This is a genomic window from Pseudomonas sp. MF4836, from assembly GCF_002018875.1.
Taxonomy (GTDB): domain Bacteria; phylum Pseudomonadota; class Gammaproteobacteria; order Pseudomonadales; family Pseudomonadaceae; genus Aquipseudomonas.
Genome location: NZ_MVOL01000002.1, coordinates 219,620 through 237,209, shown reverse-complemented (window position 1 = coordinate 237,209; position 17,590 = coordinate 219,620). Strand labels below are relative to the sequence as shown.

The window sequence follows — 17,590 nt, the reverse complement described above, 5'->3', positions numbered from 1 at the left end:
TGATAACCCGACATGATGCAGGCGCAACCGCGCCCCCAGTAACGATTTTTCGGCGCTCATTAATGCCTGCGTTTCATACTATGACGGCAGTGCGTGGGAGACCTTCGAATCTGCAGGGCTCCCTGATTTAGGTACAGCCGACAGCGTACTTATACTTTATAAATCCCCGATTCGATTCCACTAAGCACCATAACTAGCTGATTTGTTTATAGTTACTAGTTGGGGTATACCGAATCTTCTACTGACTTCCAGATCCGCAGAAAATCTAGCCTCCCCCGAAACATACCGTACGTCTGGTGCCGCACCATACAGAACAACGAAAAAGGCTCACCGAAAGGTGGGCCTTTTTTGTTTTGCCGCCCCTGAAAGTCAAAAATTTCCCCGTTCGCTCCCCGGCTCTCGACTGCGTGTCGCTAATGGAGTTACTGGCGGTTCTTCTGGCTCTGACCGTGCAACCTGATCGGACACCATGGCGGGACAGCAAGAGCTCTACGCCGTGAATGATCGATTCTGGTTGGCATCCTGCGGATGGCGAACGCCGGGCAGTCCCGGGAAGGCAGGGACCTGGCGGCGCTGCCCACGGCTTCTGCTTCAATTGCCCGATCGATACGCCACACCCCTTGTATCCGGCGCGACTTATCTATCGTGCAGATGCTTTTTCAAGAACGACCGGGTTCGTTCGTGAACAGGGTTTTTCAGGATCTCTCCCGGCGCGCCCTCCTCCACCACTACGCCACCGTCCATAAAGATGATCCGGTCTGCCACTTCGCCGGCAAAGCGCATTTCATGGGTGACGATCAACATGGTCATGTGCTCTGCAGCAAGTTGCTTCATGACCAAGTTGACCTCTTCGACAAGCTCGGGATCCAGCGCCGATGTGGCCTCATCGAACAGCATGACTTTGGGTTGCATCGCCAGTGCCCGTGCAATGGCAACGCGCTGCTTCTGCCCACCCGATAGCCGAGAGGGGTACTCATCGAACTTGTTGGCCAGTCCAACTTTTGACAAGTACTCCATCGCCAACTCACGCGATGCTTTTTTACTAAACCCTTTGAGCTTTATCGGACCCAGGGCAATGTTTTCATACACGGTCAGATGCGGAAACAGATTGAAGTGTTGAAACACCATGCCCATTTGCTGACGCACCGCATTGATATGCTGTTCAAACGCGCGGCCTTTCAAGGGGCGATTGACCTGTTCACCCTCTAGCCAAATCTCACCGTCGTTCAGTACTTCAAGTTGATTGATTGAACGTAACAGTGTGCTTTTGCCCGAGCCACTGGGGCCGATAATGGCGATGATTTGTCCGCGAGAGACGGAAAGATCGATGCCTTTGAGAACTTCAATGGCGCCATAGGACTTGCGAGCGCCTTTAACCTCAATCATGGACTTTTCTGTGATCATCGTGACATCTCTACCTTATTTTCGAGAAGGTGCAGACCGGCTTCCAGAACAAGATTGACCGCATAATAAATAACCCCAACGGTCAGATAAAACTCAAAGGGGCTGTATGTCTCGCTGACTGCACGCTGAGCGCTATAGACCAACTCTGCAATACCGATGATGGACACCAGGGAGGTGTCCTTTAACAGCACGATCAGGTTGTTTCCAAGGGGCGCAATGGTGCTGCGAAGTGCTTGCGGCACAATCACGTAACGCTGGGTCTGACCGCGGCTGAGGCCAATGGACCTGGCGCCTTCAATCTGGCCAGGGTCCACGGACATGACCCCGGCACGAATCACGTCGGCATTGTAGACAGCGAAGTGCAGGCTCAGGCCAATGATGCCTGCCACCAGGGCCGGGATATCAATCCCCACTTGTACCAGGCCGTAATAAATCACGTACAGCTGTAGAAGGAGCGGCGTGCCCATCAGCAGCCAGGTGATAAAACGCACCGGAAGAGCAGCGACCTTGGGCGCATAAAGAACGATAAGTGCAAACACCACTCCCAACATCAGGCTTAACACGCTGGAGCTTAGAAACAATACAACGGTCCACCACAAGCCTGTCGCCAGCAGTTCAGAGTAGGGTGCAACTATGCTTAGATCGAGGCTTTGCATTGAAGAGTCTCACCTTGCCGCGAAGCGATTATCGAGGTAGTCAACAATCAATCTGACCGTGTAGACCATCGCAATATAAAGAACTGCCGACACCGCAAAAATTTCAAAAGGTTTGTAGGTTGAGCTGATAAAGCGCTGCGCGGTATAGGAGAGTTCAACCACGGATATGGTTGACACTAATGCGGAGCCTTTTATAAGCGCGACCGCATTTACGCCCAGCGGCCTTATCATCAACTTTGCCGTTTGAGGCAAGGTGACCAGCCATAAGGTCTGGCCTTTGCCGAAGCCGATTGAACGCGCAGCTTCTACCTGACCCGGATCGACGTTGACGATGGCACCACGAATCGATTCCGCCATGTACGCCGCGATGTTCAGGCCCAGGCCGATCACCCCCGCCGAAAACGGCTCCAATTCGAGTCCGATTTGGGGTCCGCCAAAGTAGATGATGAACAGCTGAACCAGGCAGGGCGTCCCGCGAAAGATGCTTATGTAGACTCTTGCCAGGCATCGAGCTATGAAAACGCCGGACAACCTCATGGCCACCAGCACAATTGCGATCAGGAACCCCAATAGAAGTGCAAGTACGGAGATTTGCACCGTAGTCCAGGCCGCTTCCAGAAAGAATGGGAGTGTGCGCTGTATGAGTGTCAGATCCATGGGAACGCTCGGAAAAGTCAGGTTGACTGACCCGCGAATAAACCGGGCCAGACTGAAGATGAATCAGCGGATATCTTTGCCAATCCACTTCATCGAGATCTTTTCGTAGCTGCCATCGGCGAGCATCTCGTCAAGCGCCTTCTGCACCGTCGCCTTGAGCTCGGGGTTATTTTTGCGTAGCGCAATGCCCATGCCTTCAATGCCGCCATCGCTTTCCGGAGGCGTGATGATGCGCACTTTCTGCCCTGTTTCCTTGACCGCGACCAGCACTGGAACGCTGTCCATCACCAGCGCGTTGATACGCCCGGCTTCCAGGTCGACCAGCATTTCCGGAAGGCCTTTATAGGTTCTCACCTTCAGGTTGCCGCGTGCCCTGGCCCATTTGTCGTGAGCGTCCCCCAGCGTGACGCCAACAGTTACATCTTTCAGATCATCCAGGCTTTGGATCGCCGAATCCTCCTTCACCACGATCGTGCGGCCGGCGTGGTAGTAGGGCCCCGCGAAATCCACTGCCCTCAGGCGTTCCGGGGTGATGGTCATGGAGGCGATGATGGCGTCGTATTTTTTTGCCAGGAGGCCGGCAATTATTCCGTCGAACGGGGTGGTGATGATCGTCACTTTCACGCCCATCCGCTCAGCCAGGGCCTCACTGATGGAGGCGTCGAATCCGACAATCTGGTTCTGCTCGTTGGCAAAGCTGAAGGGGGAATATTGACCGCTCATTGCAATGCGAATCTCTTTGGATTCCTGGATCGACTTCAAGTCGTCCGCCTGAGCAGCGGTGAAGGAAAGTAGCGCTGCGGCCGCCACGGTGGATGCGACAATCAGACCCTTGAGCGTTCTGGTTAGCATTGGATGGCACCTCTGAAGAATTATTATTTATTTTTTTGGGGCTCTTCACCCAGCCTTCAGGAAAAGCTTTGCATAGGCAATTGTGGAAAGCACCAGGCAAGGTGTCAGCCTGCCGGACACATTGCCGGAGTTGGCCGACACTATGCCGGCCAGGCACGGCGCTTGTCTTGCGTGCTGCGCCAAAGCGCGGACAGCGTGCGACAAAACCCAGCAGGCCATTCCACCTCCGCCTCTTGCCACACGCCCACCGGCGCCACGACTTACTGGAGCGCAGCCTTGAAGCTTTCGTCCAGGACCTCAAGCAAAAAGTCCGCATTTTTTTGACTGAAAATCATCGATGGGCGCATTTTCAGCACATTGTCATGGGGGCCTTCAGTGCCGATCAAAATGCCTCGCTCCCGGGCACCATCGGCTACTTTCCTGGCCAGTTGCGTGGCTGGAAATTTGCTTTTGCGGTCCGTGACAAGCTCAATCCCCAGGAACAGGCCCAGGCCGCGTACGTCGCCAATGGCGTCGTATCGCTGTTGCAGTTTGCGAAAGCCATCGAGCAAATAATTGCCAACTGTCAGGGCGTTGAGTTTCAAGTTATCGCGCTCAATCACATCGAGCACGCTGAGCCCTACGGCACATGAAACCGGGCTGCCGGCAAAGGTATTGAAGTACTCCATGCCGTTGTTGAAGCTGTCTGCAATCTCGCGCGTGGTGACCACCGCCGACATGGGGTGCCCATTGCCAATGGGTTTGCCCATGGACACTGCATCGGGCACGACGCCTTGGGTTTCAAAGGCCCACCAGTGGCTGCCCACTCGACCAAAGCCAACCTGGACTTCGTCAGCCAGGCAAAGACCGCCTTCTGCACGAACCATTGCATAGACTTCTTTCAAGTAGTTTTCCGGGAAGAACAGTTGCCCGGCGACACTGGGAATGGACTCTGCCAGAAAGAACGCCGGGGACCTGCCCTGCTTGCGCATGGTCTCGATCTGCTGCGCCACACTTTCAGCGAAACGCTTGCCAAGCTCCTCGAACGGCCAGTGTTCGACGCCACGGTAGGTGTCCGGGACGGTCGCCTCAAACACATGCTCTGCACGGCCTTTACCGGCTTTGCGTTTATATTTGTAGGGGCTGAGATCAATCAGCTCCTGTGTGGTGCCGTGGTAAGCCCAGTCCAGCACGATGGCGTCGTTGCGGCCCGTGTGATTGCGCGCCATGCGCAGCATGAGGCTGTTTGCTTCACTTCCGGAACACCCGAAGGAGGCGACTGCCAAGCCTTCAGGCAGGGTCGCGGTGAGCCGCTCGGCGTACTCCACAATGGTGTCGTGGAGGTAACGCGTGTTGGTATTCAGTTGCGCAGCCTGACGCGAAAGCGCCTGCACCACATCGGGATGAGAGTGGCCGAGATGGCAGACATTGTTGAAGCAATCCAGATACGCCCGGCCAAAGTTGTCGATCAACCAGACCCCATCGCCGCGCACGAATTTGATCGGGTCTGAATAGGAAATCGACAAGTTGGGAAGCAACAATTCCTTACGCTTCGCCACGATTTCGGCCTTGGTCCGCCCCTCCTGGCTGTAGGTTTCCGGAGGAATCCCGGCCAGAACCGATGCATCGGGAAAAACGTCGGCCCATACGTCAAGGTAAGCCCGCTCGCCTACGCCGATGAACTCGCTCGCCTTGAGCTGGGTGTCGGTGGACATCTGGAAATGCACATGGGGGATCCAGCCGCCATTCTCCGTATCCGCCCCCATGTATCCAACCAGCGCGCCGGCCTCAAGACGGTCCCCGGGCTTCAGCCGCGCCATGGCTTCGTGCGCCATGTGCCCCCACAAGGTCAGGAACGGCGGACAGCCTTCAGGCGCGTGTTCGAGCATGATCAAACCGCCGTAGCCAAGCGGCTCAAGCTCGACCTCGACGCTTTGCACCACGCCGGCGACGGGGGTATACAGAGGCGTTCCAGCCGGCATGATCAAGTCGACACCGACGTGAATGATCCGCCGCTGACCTTCGATGAATCGCGATTCAAACGCCGTGTCGGTGTAGATGGTCCGCTCTTCGCCCCATGGCCCGATACCCAGCGGCACCTTGTGCTCGGCAGAGAAATCATTCCACCACTGGGTGGCCTCTGCTGGGCGCTGCTCGGCTGAAGCGATGGTCATCACGTGGGAGGCATCTGCGAACGGAACAATCACCTTGTTCAGGGTCGCCGCCGATGGGCGCACGATATCCGCGAATGACTGCCTGTTTTCGGCCACCCAGCGGCGAACCGCCCCAGCACCTTCGATCGCGTCAAACCCGCAGGCCTTGCGCAGGATCGCCGTTGCCAGTCGCGGGTTCATGCGGTCCATTTTTTCCAGCAGGCGCCAGGCCGGCGCTTCGCTGATGGCAAGGTAGGGATTGTCTTGGGTCCGGTCGTAGCGTGAGGCCGACAAGGTGACGCTTGTGACCAGGCGCATGGCAATGAGGGTGAAGAGGACGTCCAGCTCCTGCGCCTGAAGCGGATACGTCTCATGGAAGCCGGCAGTGAGCGCGGCGGCCGCGCCGATCGGATCTTCCATGTCGAGAATGGAGTAGGCGCAGGTGATGGCTACTTCGGCAATGAGCACCGTATGGACCGCATCGCCAAAATCGATGATGCCGGAGACTGTCTGATGGTCCTGGGGATCGACGAGGACATTCCAGTCATTGCCATCGTTGTGAATGACCTGGGTGCGCAATCGCGAAAGCCTGGGTTGAACGGTGTTTTCGAACCGGTCAATGAAGCGTTCCAGAATCGCCCTTCTGCCAGGGTCTTCCACGAAATGCAGGCGTGATCTGGACCGTGCGGCGTGACGCAAGTCCCAGTCGAGATAACGTATCGCGCCCGGGTGCATGAAACCCTGAAGGGCCCGATCCATATCACCGAACGATCGACCCAGGCTGCGCATCAGCTCGAACGTGCGCGTGACCTCGGCCAGCGGTGTTCCGTGCAACCAACTGACCAGGCGCACCGCATGGGTTTCGCCAGAGGGTGCCACTGCCGAGGCCAGGAAATCCCCTGTGAGGCTTTTCTTGAGCAAGGGCACCGCAAGCTCGGGGCTGTTACTGGCGAGATGACTGAGAATGGCCGTCTGCAGTTCGCTTTCAACCCGTGGCTCGGTCGAATTGACGACTTTCAGAATCCACCCCGCATCGCTGCCTGTCTTCAACCGATAGTTGCGGTCTCGCTCACCGTCCAGAGGCGATGCCGTAGCAGTAACGTTGTAAAGCTGTTCAGCCAGCGCTTCGGCATCCCTCATCGAGAACTGAGGGGCGGGGTGGGAAAGGTTCGTCATAGTAATTGTTTTCCAAGCCATTTTTTTCAGATAGCTTGGCATGCGAAATAGGGGAGGACAGTAAGTATGCGGTCGGCTTTGGCCTGCATATTGTCGGAATCGACCGGCACAAATTCGGTAGCACAACGGGGGGAGTTCTCATGCGCGACCTGGACACGAAAGATCGCGAAATACTCGAAATTCTGTCCAAAGAGGCGCGCATTGCGCTGAAGGCTCTGGCAGCCAGAATCGGGCTTTCAAGAAGCGCTACCAGCGAGCGGGTGATCAACCTTGAACGCAATGGCGTGATCAGAGGCTACCGAGCGGATATCGGCGAAATCGATGCCAATGTGATTCGCGCCATCCTCCTTGTGAGTCTCAAACGCACCCCTGCCATGGGCCTGCTGGACCTGTTGGCGCAGAACTCCCAGGTGCGGCGCATTTCTTCGGTCAGTGGCCAGCTCGACCTGGTGATTGAGGTCGAATCACGCACCATCGATGACCTGAATCGAGTCAGGGATGCCGTAGCCAGTCACGAGTCCGTTGAGGACATCACCACCGCGGTCGTTCTGCGGCGCGATATTGATCGCCAGTCCTGACTCACGGCAAAAGCCGCAACCGCGCTTTTTCGAACGCCACCGCAACCCGCCAACACCGCCTTCACATGATGAGCGCCGGGCACGTCGCCGCCACGTGCCCTGAGCTGGCGTTGGTCCACCCATCGTCGGCTGCCCGAACGCCCCCTTGCATAAATACCCTCCCATCACGACAATGCGAGCGATTACCATTTACGCACTGGTGAAACCCTCATGTCGGCGCTTGATCATTCAGCTCTTCATCGGCTGTACAGCGAACACAACAGTTGGCTGAAAAGCTGGCTGCGCGTACGGCTGGGCAATGCTGCCGATGCTTCGGACCTGGCGCAGGACACCTTCCTGCGGGTGATGACGGCCCGCAACGACGCGCCGATCCGCGAGCCGCGCAGTTACCTCAGCGCCATTGCCCGTTCGCTGCTGATCGACAAGTCCCGTCGCCGCACCATTGAGCAGGCGTATCTGTACGCACTGGCCCAGAGGCCGGAGCCGGTTGACGTGTCGCCGGAGGTTCGCCTGTCGATCATCGAGATGCTGGTGGCGGTCGATAGCCTGCTCGATGAACTGGGCACCCGCACCCGGGAGATTTTCCTCGCGGTGCAGCTTGAGGGGCTGACCTACATTGCCGCCGCTGAGCGTTTTGGGGTGTCGGTGACCACGGTCAAGAATCACCTGATTCGCGCCATGACCCGCTGCCTGCTGCTGGTCGAGAACTGATGCCTGCTGCCCCGGACCTCAAGACCCTTGAAGCCGCCGCCACCTGGTATGTGCAGCTCAATGACGGCACGGTCAACGAGGCGCGAACCCGGGCCTGGCAGCTCTGGTTGCAATCCAGCCCGCAGCACGCGGCGGCTTGGGCGCGCGTCGAAACACTGCAACAGCAATGGTCGATGATGCCCAGGCAGGCAGCGCTCTCCAGCCTTGGTGCGGCCGGGGCGCAGCGCCGGGACGTGTTGAAAATGCTCGGCATGTTGCTGGCCGTCGGCGGGTGCAACTGGCTGGCAGTCGAACAGGTGCCGTATCGCTCGATGCTCGCTCAGCAACGCACCGGCCTGGGTGAGCGTCGTTCGCTGCTCCTGGACGATGGCTCGCAACTGGAGCTGAACGCCGACACTGCAATCGATATCCGCTTCGACCCAGAGCAGCGGTTGATCCAGCTGCACCGTGGTGAAATCCTGGTGCAGACCGCCAAGGACCCCGCCCAACGGCCCTTTATCGTGCAGACCGCTGAAGGCCGCATCCGCGCACTTGGCACCCAGTTCAGCGTGCGCCAACTGGACGAGCAGACGCGAGTCGGCGTATTGCAGGCGGCGGTGGAAGTGGGGCCGCGTCAGCATGTCGAGCGCGCTCTGCGCCTGGAGGCCGGGCAGCAGGTCACGTTCGATCGTGATCACGTCCAGGCGCCTGGCCTTTTACCCCCGGCCTCCACCGCCTGGGTCCAGGGCATGCTGAGCGTGAACGACTGGCGCCTGGGGGATTTTATCCAGGAGCTGGGCCGGTATCGCCCGGGCGTATTGCGCTGCGCGGCATCGGTTCAGGGCCTGCGCATTTCCGGAGCCTTCCGCTTCGACGACACCGATACCGTGCTGCAAAACCTGAGCAAGACCCTGCCGGTAAAAGTGCGCTACCTGACCCGTTACTGGGCCAGTATCGAGCCGGCCTGAGAGCCATTTGAAAATATCCGGCGGTCGACCTTGCTGATTTCGATTCTCATCCGTCCATGACACAAGCCGCGATTACAGCGCCTTTCTGCCATGACAACGGAAGGATCATTTAATGTCCCAGTTTCCCCTCTACGCCCGGACCTCGCTGCCTCGCGCAGTGCGCCTGGCCCTCTTTGGCCTGAGCTTCGCGAGCCTGTCCGGACTGGCGCTGACGCCTGTTCCCGCCCTGGCCCAGAGCCAGGCGGGGTACCAGATCGCCGCCGGCCCGCTGGGTGAGGCCCTGACTCAATTTGGCGTGCAGGCAGGGGTGACCATTTCCTTCGACACCGAACAGGCCCGCCACCTCAACACCGCCGGCCTCAAAGGCTCGTACAGCGTCGACGACGGTCTGCAGCGCCTGCTTGCCAACAGCGGATTGCAGGCCCAACGGCAGAGCAACGGCGGCTATGTGCTGGTCGCGATCAAGACCGAGGGCGCTCTGGAGCTGGGCTCCACCGAGGTTATCGCCAACCAGTTGGGCACCGTGACCGAAGGCACCGGGTCCTACACCCCGGGCACCATCGCCACCGCCACGCGCCTGGTGTTGACCCCACGGGAAACCCCGCAATCGATTTCGGTGGTGACCCGCCAGGTCATGGATGATTTCGGGCTCAATGCCATTGATGACGTGATGCGCCACACCCCGGGCATCACCGTCTCGACCTACGACTCCGAGCGCACCAACTACTATTCCCGCGGTTTCTCCATCGTCAACTTTCAGTACGATGGCATTCCAACCCTGCGTGACACCCAGTACTCGGCGGGCCAGACCCTCACCGACATGGCCATTTATGACCGCGTCGAAGTGCTCAAGGGCGCCACCGGCTTGCTCACCGGCGCGGGTGGCGCCGGCGGCACCATCAACCTGATTCGCAAGAAGCCGACCGCCGAGTTCCAGGGCAACATCGAACTCGGTGCCGGCACCTGGGACAACTACCGCACCCAGATCGACGTCAGCGGCCCCTTGACCGAAACCGGTAACGTACGCGGCCGGGCAGTGGCGGCCTACCAGGACAAGAAATCCTTCCTCGACCACTACTCACGCAAGACCGGCGTGTACTACGGCATCCTCGAAGTCGACCTGGACGAAGACACCCTGCTGACCCTGGGCGCCGACTATCAGGACAGCGATCCGAAAGGCTCCAGCTGGACCGGCTCCCGCACCGTCTACGATGCCGTTGGCAATCGCCTGGACCTGCCGCGCTCATTCAACAACGGCCCGAAATGGAGCTCATGGGCCCAATACAGCCGCACCGCCTTCGCCACCCTCGAACACAGCTTTGCCAACGGCTGGGTGACCAAGGGCCAGTACAACCATCAGATCAACGGCTACGACTCGCCTCTGGGCTACATTTCCCAGGACAGCGCCACCGAAAGTTCGATCTGGGCGCAGAAGTACACCGGCGAAACCACCGCCGACAGCCTGGATGTCTATGCCTCGGGGCCCTTCGAATTGCTCGGCCGCGAGCACCAGTTGGTGGTAGGCCAGTCGCTGTCCATTTCCAAGTGGAAGGGCAAGGATTACGGCAGGCCGACCTTCATCGACAACGCCTACGACTTCTACCAATGGCACGGCGAAGCCATCGAACCCCTGTGGAACCAGCCGACCAAGATCAATGACCTGACCACACGCCAGACCGGCTCATACATCACCGGGCGCTTCAGCCTGATGGATGAGCTGCACCTGTTGCTCGGCGCGCGGATCGCCAACTACCAGGTCACCGGCACCCGTGACAGCCAGGAAAGCGGCAAGGTGATCCCCTATGCCGGCCTGGTGTACGACCTCAACGACAACTTCTCCACCTATGCCAGCTACACCGAGATCTTCCAGCCCCATACCGAATACGAGGACCGTAACGGCAAGATGCTGGAGCCCAACGAAGGCAAAAACTATGAATTTGGTCTCAAGGGCGAGTTCTTCGACGGCCGCCTGAATACCAGCCTCGCCTATTTCGAAGTGCATGAAAAAAATCGACCGCTGGCCGACACGCTGTTCAACTCGATTCCGGGCAACGACCGCGCCTATGTGGGCACCGAGACCAAGACCAAAGGCTATGAAGCGGAAATCTCCGGCGAACTCAGCCCCGGTTGGCAGTTGCAGGCGGGCTACACCCACAAGATCGCCCGCGACGCCGAGAACGAAAAAGTCTCGACCTGGGAGCCGGAAGACCAGGTCAGCTTCTACACCAGCTACAAGCTCAAGGGCAGCCTGGACAAACTCACCCTCGGTGGCGGCGCACGCTGGCAGAGCGCTGGCTGGCAGACGCTCTACAACAGCGGCAAGCGACGCTCCGAAGAGTTCACCCAGGACCCGTACTGGCTGGTGGACCTGATGGCCCGCTACCAGCTCACGGAAAACCTGTCGGCGACCCTCAACGTCAACAACCTGTTCGACAAGGTGTACTACACCAACATCGGCTTCTACACCTCGGCCTACTACGGCGACCCGCGCAATGTGATGGTCACTACCCGCTGGGATTTCTAAGGGCCGCGATGGGCCAGGCAGTGGGTGGAGCATTGCCTGGCCGCATCACAAATCGGCTATCCAAGCTCTTGTTTCTGGGTCAAGGCAGTAGTGGGTAGTCGTTGCGGGGCTTAATCTTGCAGGCTGCTCTATTCATCCACATTCCCTTGCAACGCCGTCTCGAAGTCTTGCCCACCATAAAAAATCCCCAGGATGAAAACCTTCTCCTCATCCACCGTAAAGGCAATCACTGCCCGCTTGCGGTAGTGGGTGATACGCAGGCCTGGGCGTATATCCTCGCGCAAGTTTCCTCGCCGCGGGAACGTACGTAATTTTTCACAGTGGCTAACGATAGCGTCGGTGTAGCGCAGGGCAATCTGCGGCGAAGCCTCGGCGGCAAGGTAACCATAGAGTGCTGCCAACTGCTCCAGGGACTGCGGGGCGAACTGCACGGTGTAGGTCATTACGGTTTAGCAAGGGTGGCCTGATGCTCGGCCAGTAAACGAGCGCGTACTTGCTCAACGCTGAGTGCACTTTCAGGGTCAGCTTTCAAAGCGTCATAAGCCGGACCAACCTGGCCAACCAACCAGTTATCCAAGGCGCGGTCGCGAGCCAGCAGCGCCCGCAGGCCGTCCCGAATCACTTCGCTTTCAGTGGCATATTCACCTGAGGCCACCTTGGCCTTGACCACATCGGCCATCTGGCTGGGCAGCGTGATACTAAATTGTTGAGTGGTGCGCATGATGAGGCTTCCGGATGGAATAGGATTTAATCCTACTAGATCCTGAAAACATGCACACGACCGTTCGGACCAATTGCCACGTGGCTTTTCACTGAAGTAGCAGCACAAAAAACCGCCTTCACAGGCGGTTTTTTATGGGTGGGTGATTTGAGCCCTACAACGGCGCAGGCTCCACATCCTTGAAGGTCAAGCCCGGGCTGTCGCTGATTTGCCAAGGGTTGGCGCCACCGGTCTGGGTGAAGCGCAGGGTGTCGAAGCGGGAGTCCTTGAGGCCGTCGATCTTGGCTTTGGCAGTGCCGCTGAAGCGTACGCGCTCGAAGGTCAGGCCTTGGTGGTAGGCGTTGTTCTTGCCTTCACCCTTGACTTCGATGGCGGCCAGTTTGGCGTTCTCGACGCTGACGTCGCTGACCCGAATGTCTTTGAACTGCCCGGGCACGGTGGATTTGGTGTAGTCGAGTTTGGCGTTGGGGTCGTTGTAGTCGAGGGTGAAGATAAAGGCTTGCTTGACCGTGTTGCGGATCGCCGAATCGCGGAAGACCACGTTGCGCGCACCACCGTCCATGAAGTTGGTGCTCTTCATGCGCAGGCCGGCATCGGTGCCGTCGGAGACGTTGTCTTCAGCCAGGATGTTCTGGATCCAGGCACCGGTATGGCTGCCGGCGACCACCATGCCGTGGCCCTTGCGGAAGAAGTTGTTGAAGATCCACGCATCTTCCTGGGGCTTTTGCTTCACCGCTTCGGCCCCGGTGCCGGCGGCGAAGTTGACGCAGTCATCGCCGGTGTCGAAGAAGTTGTTGAACACCATCGCCCCCTTGCTGTTGGCGAATTCGATGCCGTCGCCGTTATTGGCGTCGTAGGTCTTGTGGGTGGTGTTGGCCATGACCACGTTTTCGGTTTCCAGGTTCATGATCCCGTGGTACGCCGGGTTGAGCACGGTGAAGCCGCCGTAGAACACATTCTTCACGTTGCGCAGGGTGATCAGCGACGAGCGCATCTGGCCGTAGGCGTCCTTGACGTTCAGGCCCCGGGCCACGGCTTGCTCGACCTGGGCCTTGGCCAGGATGCCGTCCTGCATGTAGCGGGTGTTGTCGCTGGGCAGGTAGAACGGCAGCGGCCGGCCCAGTTCGTCCTTGACGTCGGCCTGGCGCTTCCAGCCGTTGCCGTCGATGGTGCCCTTGCCGACGATGCGGATGTTTTCGAAGGTCTGGTGCTGTTTCGGATCACGCGGCAAGGCATTGATCAGCGAGGCCGGGCGCACGGTGGTCGAGTACGGATACTGGATGTAACCCGCCAGCGGATAGTCTTCGGCACGCTCGGAGCCAAGCAGGGTCGCGCCCTCGGCGATTTCCAGGGTCATGTTGCTCTTGAGGTAGAGCGCGCCGCTTTTGTAGGTGCCCTTGGGCAGCAGCACTTTGCAGCCGGCCGTGCAGGCGTCGATGGCGTTCTGGATTGCCAGGGTGTCGAGGCTGCTGCCATCGCCCTTGGCGCCGTATTTTTTGACATCGAACAGGGCCGGGACTTGGCTGGTGCGCTGCACCACGGCCGGGCTGTCGGCGGACTCCTTGCCATGGCCGTCGACCGAACGCACGGTGAAACGGTACTGGGTGTCGGGCTTCAGGCCCTGGGCGGTGAAGCTGTGGATGGCGATGCGGTAGTGGAAGTTGGCCGGGTCCTGCTCGTAGAAGCGGTCGATGTAGGGCTTGGCCGGCGATACGCTGTCGTTGTTGCCATTGGCGCTGCCCAGCAGGGTGCCATTGACGTAGACCCGGTAATCCTTGATCGCGGCGTGGTCCGCGGGCTTTTCCCAGACCAGGATGATCTGCTGGTCATCAAAGGCCAGGGTCGGCACTTGCACCTTGCTCGGTGCTTGCAGGGCCCACAGCGGCAGGCTGCAGCCCAGCGTGAGGGCAGCGACGACAGCGCGTGCCAGGGGGCGTTTGGGCAGAGCGACAGCAGGGTTTTGATACGGCATGTTGTTTTCCTTGTTTTTGCCAGTCATCACGCCGGGGTGGCTGAACCGTTGGGTTCAGGCCGAGCGCCCGGCTTCTTCGAGGTATTGGCTGCGGTTGACGAACGTCTCGCGCGGCATTTCCCTCACATCCATGGACAGCGCCTCGACCTCGGGCAGCAAGGCTACCAGGGCGGCCAAGGTCGCCGAGGCGAGGCTGCGTTGTTGCTCGGCGCTGCGCCCGGCGAACAGGTACAGCGCCACGTGCACGAAGTCGTCCTGGGTTGCGCCGCAGCGGTAATGGCTGCAGCCGTTGAGGCGCACCTTGATGTCCCCCGGCTTGAATACGCCGAAGGCATCGAGGGCGTCATGCACGGCGGCCAGTAGGGTCTGTTCGCCGACGCGCTGGGCCAGGGCAACCGGGCAATCGATGATGCAATGGGGCATGGCGGATCTCCTTTCAGGGGTCAGGGGTGTCAAAGCCGAAAGCGCGCCACGGATTCGCGCAGTTCATCCGCCAGGCGTTCCAGGGAATGCACGTTGCCGTGGGCCGCACGCACCGACGCCGCCGAGTCTTCGACGCGGTTGGCGATGCTCTCGATGTTCTGCGCCACGCTGGCGCTGGCCTGGCTTTGTTCGGCGGTGGAGCTGGCCACTTCGCGCACCTGGACCAGGGTCAGCGAGGCCCCGCGATTGATCTCGCGCAGAGCGTTGGCGGCCTGCTCGGCCAGGGCCACGCCAATCGCCACCTGGGGCGTGACGGCGGTCATGCCCTCGACCACCGAGCCGGTGTCGACCTGGATCGAATTGATCATGCGGGTGATGTCCTGGGTCGCCAGCGCGGTGCGCTGGGCCAGGTGCCGCACTTCATCGGCCACCACCGCAAAGCCCCGGCCCTGCTCTCCGGCCCGCGCCGCCTCGATGGCGGCATTCAGCGCCAGCAGGTTGGTCTGGCTGGCGATGTCGCTGATGGCGCTGGCGATGCCGTCGATCTCATGGGTGCGCTTGACCAGCCCGGCGATGCGCACCGAGGCGTCCTCGACCTGGGCCGACACTTGCTGGATCGCCCCCGCCGCCTGGTGCACCAGTTGCTCGCCATCGGCCGCCAGTTGCGCCGAACGCGCGGAGTTGGCTTCGGTCTCGCGGGCACTCGAAGAAATATGATCGATGGTGACCGACATCTGCTCGATGGCCGCCGCCGTGGCGGTGGTGGCTTCCGAGGTCTGCTGGGAGGCGCTGTCGATCTGGCGCATCTGCCCGGTCAGGCCACTGGCCGCTTCGCCCAGCAGGCCGGAGCCGTTGTGGATGCCGACGATCATTTCCCGCAGACTGGTCTGCATGGTCGCCACCGCCGCCAGCAGGCTCTGCGGGCCGAAGCGCCCGGTGACCGCGCGGCTCAGGTCACCGGCCGCGATCGCCCGCGCCACCTCGGTGGCATAGGTCGGCTCGCCGCCAAGGCTGCGATAAATGCCTCGGGACATGCTCAAGGCCAACGCCGTGGTCACCAGCACCACCAATAGGCCGACCCCGAGAAACTGCCAGGCCAGGCGCCAGAATGCGGCATCGATGTCGTCGACAAAAATGCCGAAACCCACCAGCCAGTTCCAGCCGTCGATTTGGGTGATGCCGTTGATTTTTGGCACCGCTTGTTCGGCGCCCGGGTATTTGGCCAGGTCGTCGAAGTAGGCGAACCGAGTGTTTTTCAAACCGTCCAGATAGCCCTGCCACTTGGTTCTACCGTCGGCCAGAGTCACGCCGACGTCGACCTTGCCGATCACCTCGGGGTTGGGATGGACCAGGCCCAGGGCGTCCACGGTGCGGGCCCAGAGGTAGGTCTTCTTGCCATCGCGCAGGCTAGACAGGGCTTCGATGGCCTTGGCCTGCGCGGCGTCGCGGCTGAGGATGCCGCGTTGTTCCTGCTCCTGGTAATACGCCACTTGCTGCGCGGCCAGATTGAGCACGGTGTAGATTTCGCTGCGTTTGTTTTCCAGCATGTTCGAGCGCAGGGCGCTCAAGCCGAACCCGGCAATCAACAGCAGGCCGAGCACGGTGCAGATGACCATAAGCGTGAGTCGATGATGCAGCTTCATAACGCGTCCCTGTTGCGTTGTACCCGGCCCACCCGGTGCTTGATCGAGGTCCTGCGGCGCCCCGACAGCGCCGCAGGCAACCGCCTTACTGGGCGCCGAGTTTCTGGATCAGCGCGCCCAGTTGCTCCACTTCGTCCGGCAGCAGGTCGGTCAGCGGTGCGCGCACCGGGCCCGCGTCATGCCCGACCAGGCGTGCGCCGGCCTTGACGATGCTCACGCCATAGCCTTCGCAACGGTTGCGAATGGCCAGGTACGGCAGGAAGAAATCATCGATCAGGCGGCCCACGGTTTGGTGGTCGTCAGCGGCCACCGCCTTGTAGAAGTCCATGGCGGTTTTCGGGATGAAGTTGAACACCGCCGAGGAATACACCGGCACGCCCAGGGCCTTGTAGGCCGCGGCATAGACCTCTGCGGTCGGCAGGCCGCCAAGGTAGGTCAGGCGCTCGCCCAGGCGGCGGCGGATCGAGACCATCGACTCGACTTCGCCGATGCCGTCCTTGAAACCGATCAGGTTCGGGCAACGCTCTGCGAGGATTTCCAGGCTTTCGGCGTTGAGCCGGCACAGGTTGCGGTTGTAGACCACGACACCGAAGTCCACCGAGTTGCAGACCTGCTCAACGTGAGCCACCAGGCCCTTCTGGCTGGCTTCGGTGAGGTAGTGCGGCATCAGCAGGATGCCGGCCGCGCCCAGGCGCTCGGCTTCCTGGGCATAGGCGATGGCTTGACGAGTCGGGCCGCCGGCGCCGGCGAGGATCGGCACCTGGCCTCTGCAGGTGTCGACTGCGGTTTTGATGATCTGGGTGTACTCGGTGGGTTCCAGGGAGAAGAACTCACCGGTGCCGCCCGCGGCGAACAGAGCACTGGCACCGTACGGGGCCAGCCACTCCAGGCGGCGGGCGTAGGTGTCGGCGCGGAAGTCGCCTTTCGCGTCGAAGTCAGTGATGGGGAACGACAGCAAGCCGGAAGACAGGACGGATTTTAGTTCTTGTGGAGTCATGGTTCGCAAACCTCGAGCCGGAAAGTGAATGAAATACCTTAAGAGGTACGTCATCGTACAACTAAAATTTGAAAAGGACCACGACAAAAACGTCCTGGCTATGTAACCGCAAGTAAAAACCCTATAGATAAAGGGCCTTACCCCGAAAAACCCATGGGATAGCGGAGCAGAGCCCTTTTATAGTTGTACGATAACAA

Annotated in this window: 15 protein-coding genes; 4 read left to right on the top strand and 11 right to left on the bottom strand. The window is 59.9% G+C overall.

The genetic code is table 11. The annotated features are described in order from the left end of the window. Positions 1-636: 636 nt before the first annotated feature. The 5 genes from MF4836_RS04475 to MF4836_RS04455 form a co-directional block, all read right to left on the bottom strand. A complete protein-coding gene (locus tag MF4836_RS04475; protein WP_078469337.1) occupies positions 637-1,404 on the bottom strand; it encodes an amino acid ABC transporter ATP-binding protein in 768 nt (255 codons plus the stop codon). After that, positions 1,401-2,060 (bottom strand): amino acid ABC transporter permease, encoded by a 660-nt coding sequence (locus MF4836_RS04470; RefSeq protein ID WP_078469336.1) that lies wholly within the window; start codon positions 2,058-2,060, stop codon positions 1,401-1,403. Before MF4836_RS04470 ends, MF4836_RS04475 begins: the two co-directional genes overlap by 4 nt. Positions 2,061-2,069: 9 nt before the next feature. Then, entirely contained in the window at positions 2,070-2,717 is a 648-nt protein-coding gene (locus tag MF4836_RS04465) for an amino acid ABC transporter permease (RefSeq protein WP_078469335.1), read from the bottom strand. A 63-nt stretch (positions 2,718-2,780) separates the two neighbouring features. Next, positions 2,781-3,569 (bottom strand): ABC transporter substrate-binding protein, encoded by a 789-nt coding sequence (locus MF4836_RS04460; RefSeq protein WP_078469334.1) that lies wholly within the window; start codon positions 3,567-3,569, stop codon positions 2,781-2,783. Positions 3,570-3,829: 260 nt separating this feature from the next. Then, positions 3,830-6,877: an aminotransferase class III-fold pyridoxal phosphate-dependent enzyme gene (locus MF4836_RS04455; protein ID WP_078469333.1), complete on the bottom strand. Its 3,048-nt coding sequence runs from the start codon at positions 6,875-6,877 to the stop codon at positions 3,830-3,832. Between the two features lie 140 nt (positions 6,878-7,017). On the opposite strand from MF4836_RS04455, the gene MF4836_RS04450 reads away from it, so the two are divergent. The 4 genes from MF4836_RS04450 to MF4836_RS04435 all read left to right on the top strand — a co-directional run bounded on the left by MF4836_RS04450 (position 7,018) and on the right by MF4836_RS04435 (position 11,637). Continuing rightward, positions 7,018-7,455 (top strand): Lrp/AsnC family transcriptional regulator, encoded by a 438-nt coding sequence (locus tag MF4836_RS04450; RefSeq protein ID WP_020299869.1) that lies wholly within the window; start codon positions 7,018-7,020, stop codon positions 7,453-7,455. Positions 7,456-7,665: 210 nt separating this feature from the next. Then, positions 7,666-8,166: a sigma-70 family RNA polymerase sigma factor gene (locus MF4836_RS04445; protein ID WP_078469332.1), complete on the top strand. Its 501-nt coding sequence runs from the start codon at positions 7,666-7,668 to the stop codon at positions 8,164-8,166. Beyond that, positions 8,166-9,113: a FecR domain-containing protein gene (locus MF4836_RS04440; RefSeq protein ID WP_078469331.1), complete on the top strand. Its 948-nt coding sequence runs from the start codon at positions 8,166-8,168 to the stop codon at positions 9,111-9,113. Before MF4836_RS04445 ends, MF4836_RS04440 begins: the two co-directional genes overlap by 1 nt. Positions 9,114-9,225: 112 nt before the next feature. After that, entirely contained in the window at positions 9,226-11,637 is a 2,412-nt protein-coding gene (locus tag MF4836_RS04435) for a TonB-dependent siderophore receptor (RefSeq protein WP_078469330.1), read from the top strand. A 128-nt stretch (positions 11,638-11,765) separates the two neighbouring features. On the opposite strand, the gene MF4836_RS04430 is transcribed toward MF4836_RS04435, so the two are convergent. The 6 genes from MF4836_RS04430 to kdgD all read right to left on the bottom strand — a co-directional run bounded on the left by MF4836_RS04430 (position 11,766) and on the right by kdgD (position 17,393). Further along, positions 11,766-12,080 carry a type II toxin-antitoxin system RelE/ParE family toxin gene (locus MF4836_RS04430; RefSeq protein WP_078469329.1) on the bottom strand — a complete coding sequence of 105 codons (315 nt, stop codon included), beginning with the start codon at positions 12,078-12,080 and terminating at the stop codon, positions 11,766-11,768. Next, positions 12,080-12,358, bottom strand: coding sequence for a ribbon-helix-helix domain-containing protein (locus MF4836_RS04425; protein ID WP_078469328.1), 279 nt, complete (start codon positions 12,356-12,358; stop codon positions 12,080-12,082). The genes MF4836_RS04430 and MF4836_RS04425 overlap by 1 nt, the downstream gene beginning before the upstream one ends. Before the next feature lie 154 nt (positions 12,359-12,512). After that, entirely contained in the window at positions 12,513-14,330 is a 1,818-nt protein-coding gene (locus MF4836_RS04420; protein ID WP_078469687.1) for a glycosyl hydrolase family 28 protein, read from the bottom strand. A 54-nt stretch (positions 14,331-14,384) separates the two neighbouring features. After that, a complete protein-coding gene (locus tag MF4836_RS04415; protein WP_078469327.1) occupies positions 14,385-14,753 on the bottom strand; it encodes a 5-carboxymethyl-2-hydroxymuconate Delta-isomerase in 369 nt (122 codons plus the stop codon). Between the two features lie 29 nt (positions 14,754-14,782). After that, positions 14,783-16,396 (bottom strand): methyl-accepting chemotaxis protein, encoded by a 1,614-nt coding sequence (locus MF4836_RS04410; RefSeq protein WP_238596125.1) that lies wholly within the window; start codon positions 16,394-16,396, stop codon positions 14,783-14,785. Between the two features lie 85 nt (positions 16,397-16,481). Beyond that, on the bottom strand, positions 16,482-17,393 hold the full coding sequence (kdgD, locus tag MF4836_RS04405) for a 5-dehydro-4-deoxyglucarate dehydratase (RefSeq protein WP_078469325.1): 912 nt from the start codon (positions 17,391-17,393) through the stop codon (positions 16,482-16,484). Between the last annotated feature and the right edge of the window lie 197 nt (positions 17,394-17,590).